Source organism: Alkalibacterium sp. m-11, assembly GCF_054658155.1.
This window is the reverse complement of the sequence record NZ_BAAGIR010000209.1, coordinates 1-2,454: the sequence shown is the minus strand read 5'-3', so window position 1 is coordinate 2,454 and position 2,454 is coordinate 1. Positions and strand designations below refer to the sequence as shown.

The following is a 2,454-nucleotide window of genomic DNA, read 5'->3' as shown; positions in this document are numbered from 1 at the left end:
GAAATTAGTCCACAGATTTAAGCTGTGGACTGCTCAAAAGCCCGAGGATACCATGTTTTCCACATGTGTATACCTCGGGCTTTTGTCACCGTTCAGGAAATCATAAAATTTTGGGTAAATTCAAAACTGGAGATTTGTCTCGAGGAGCAATATATGCTGCTTTGATAATCACTGCAGTCGTATCAGTTGCTAGTGGGATTGGTTTAACTGCTCCAGTTTTATTAAGTAGGGCAAAAACTGCATTAACTTCTTTTGGATTTTCCGTGACTTCAACTCTTACTGGAGACATACTCAATGGGAGTTGGTCTTACGATACCTATAGAACTAAGGGTTTGGTCTCTAGTGGTGGAAGTTCTTATAAGCAGCGTGCCTACAGATACCAAAACGGTTATTTCAGAGCAAATTTCAAGATTGGTAATTATACTAGTCCTACATGGACTACTCGAGGCAAGACTGGAGCATGGTGGTTTGCCACCAGACCATATTAACCATGAATATGTCAGTAAATTTTTTAGGAGCAGCCATCTTTTTTCTGTGTTATGGTATTAAATATAGAAAAAAGAATGAAAGAGATATAAGATTTCCATTTACCTACAGTATTCTTTTTTCTGCATTTTCTGCATTTGAAGTTTATAATTATATTATTGGAAAATTGCTGGTTGGTTTGATTATAATAATTCTCATTGTAATTGATTTCTTTTTTACGAAAAGACGATAAATACTATGCGACGTGTAAACTGTGGGTACGTAAGTATTTGCTAAGCTATCAGGATTAGTCCAGATAGCTCTTTTCACTTAAAAACCTAGTCTAAAGTTCAACAATGTCTCACTAATTTAATCTTCATTGATCCCAATGCAAAACTCGGTAATTTATTCACTGCCATGACCAACATTTCCTTGAGGGTTACCACCTCTCTTGTTTTCTTATAGTAATGAAAGGCAAATGTCTTACGCAGGATGTGTGTGCCAATATAGACTTTGCCTTAAATCTTGGAAGTTTTGAAACACCTGATAGACTACATTTACATCTAGATGTCCTCCCTTTACTACTGAGGAATTGATTCTCTGCTATATCCAAAGTTTTAATTTACCTTAAGTGAGATTTTGTAGATTCCCTAAATTGTCGAGTTGACTCCAAATTTACACATATGATAGCAGGTGGCTTTGACATCGTAAAATATGGGTTGTTTTTGGAATTACTATATTCTTTAAAAGCCGACAATTCCTCCCTTGTAGCTAATATTGCCAAACTACGAACGTTTCACTTCTCTAAATTATTGGAACCATTAAAAGAGCTATATGATTATATTTGGATTGGTGTAGGGTCGAGTGCTAATATTAGGGTTGATAATGTAATGGTTTGCGCAGAATACTTTGTTATTCCGTAGAAGACTAAGACTTACTCTTCCGAAAGCTCTCTCTATATCATAAATGTATATCTTCAAACACTACTAGACGATCTAGGAGATGATTTCAGAGGTGAAGTGCTGAAACTTCTTCCTTTTTTGTTACATTCTAAAAGAGATTTACATGCATCCATAATTGCTCAAGCAAAAAAGTGTTTGGGGAAAATTTAACATTTAATGCAATAGTTAATAATTAGAAAAGGATTACGATTATCCAGAATACGGAATCACTGCAATTGATCATCATGATAGGAAAGTATTTGCGCTATTTGCTGGTATATTTACAGAATTAGAGGAAAGAATATCACTATTTAACAATTAGGGTGATGTCCCGAGCAACTATATCCATATGCAAAATACCTTAAAGGTTACGAACCAACAGACTATTCGAGAAAATTGGATTTAATCGAGTTTGAACCGAAAGTAGGTGACAAAATTGGCTCTAACTAATAGAAAAAACGAGTAGACCTTTAGTTGAAACACATGTTTCCGAACCACGATTCACTGATTCAGAAACAATAAATAATGAGAATACTGCAAATACTACTTAAGTAAAAGATACTCCCTCGACAAAAAAAACCGAAATTAACAACAGAAGTTACTACAATTGATTTAATACTTAATATTCTGCTCAAAATAGAAAAACCATAATAGCAGATCCAGGTATTATATCGTTAATTGAAGTTCTTTCAGATCTTGAGGGAACAAAGGCTTATGAAACTTTGAGACACATTACAGAATTTTATTATGAGAACAATTATGACAACCGAGCTCAACGAATCATAGCAGTATATAAAATAGGAAGTTTTTACCTGGATTATTCACAGCCATATCAAAAACCTTAAAGAAACTGTATCAAATCAATTAAAAATAGCCAATCGATCTTTCACTAATTAAGTGAAAAGGAGCCCAATCTTTGATATTGTATAAGTGACGAAACAAACACAAATCAAGGAGGACTCCATAATGAAAAGTGTAATCGAAAAGTCACTTCATTTCAACAAAATGATCAAAGTTAATTTTGACGGTGGAAATTTAACCTCAGACT

General features: G+C 34.1%; 1 protein-coding gene and 1 pseudogene. One reads left to right on the top strand and one right to left on the bottom strand.

Going from position 1 to position 2,454, the window contains the following annotated elements:
- Positions 1 to 110 precede the first annotated feature (110 nt).
- Complete coding sequence (locus ACYQ2O_RS11690; protein ID WP_459796669.1) at positions 111 to 488, top strand: hypothetical protein; 378 nt, start codon at positions 111 to 113, stop codon at positions 486 to 488.
- A gap of 346 nt (positions 489 to 834) precedes the next feature.
- Here ACYQ2O_RS11690 and ACYQ2O_RS11685 read toward each other — a convergent pair.
- Positions 835 to 1,044 (bottom strand): annotated as a pseudogene (locus ACYQ2O_RS11685) (site-specific integrase); the annotation flags it as partial.
- Positions 1,045 to 2,454: the final 1,410 nt, after the last annotated feature.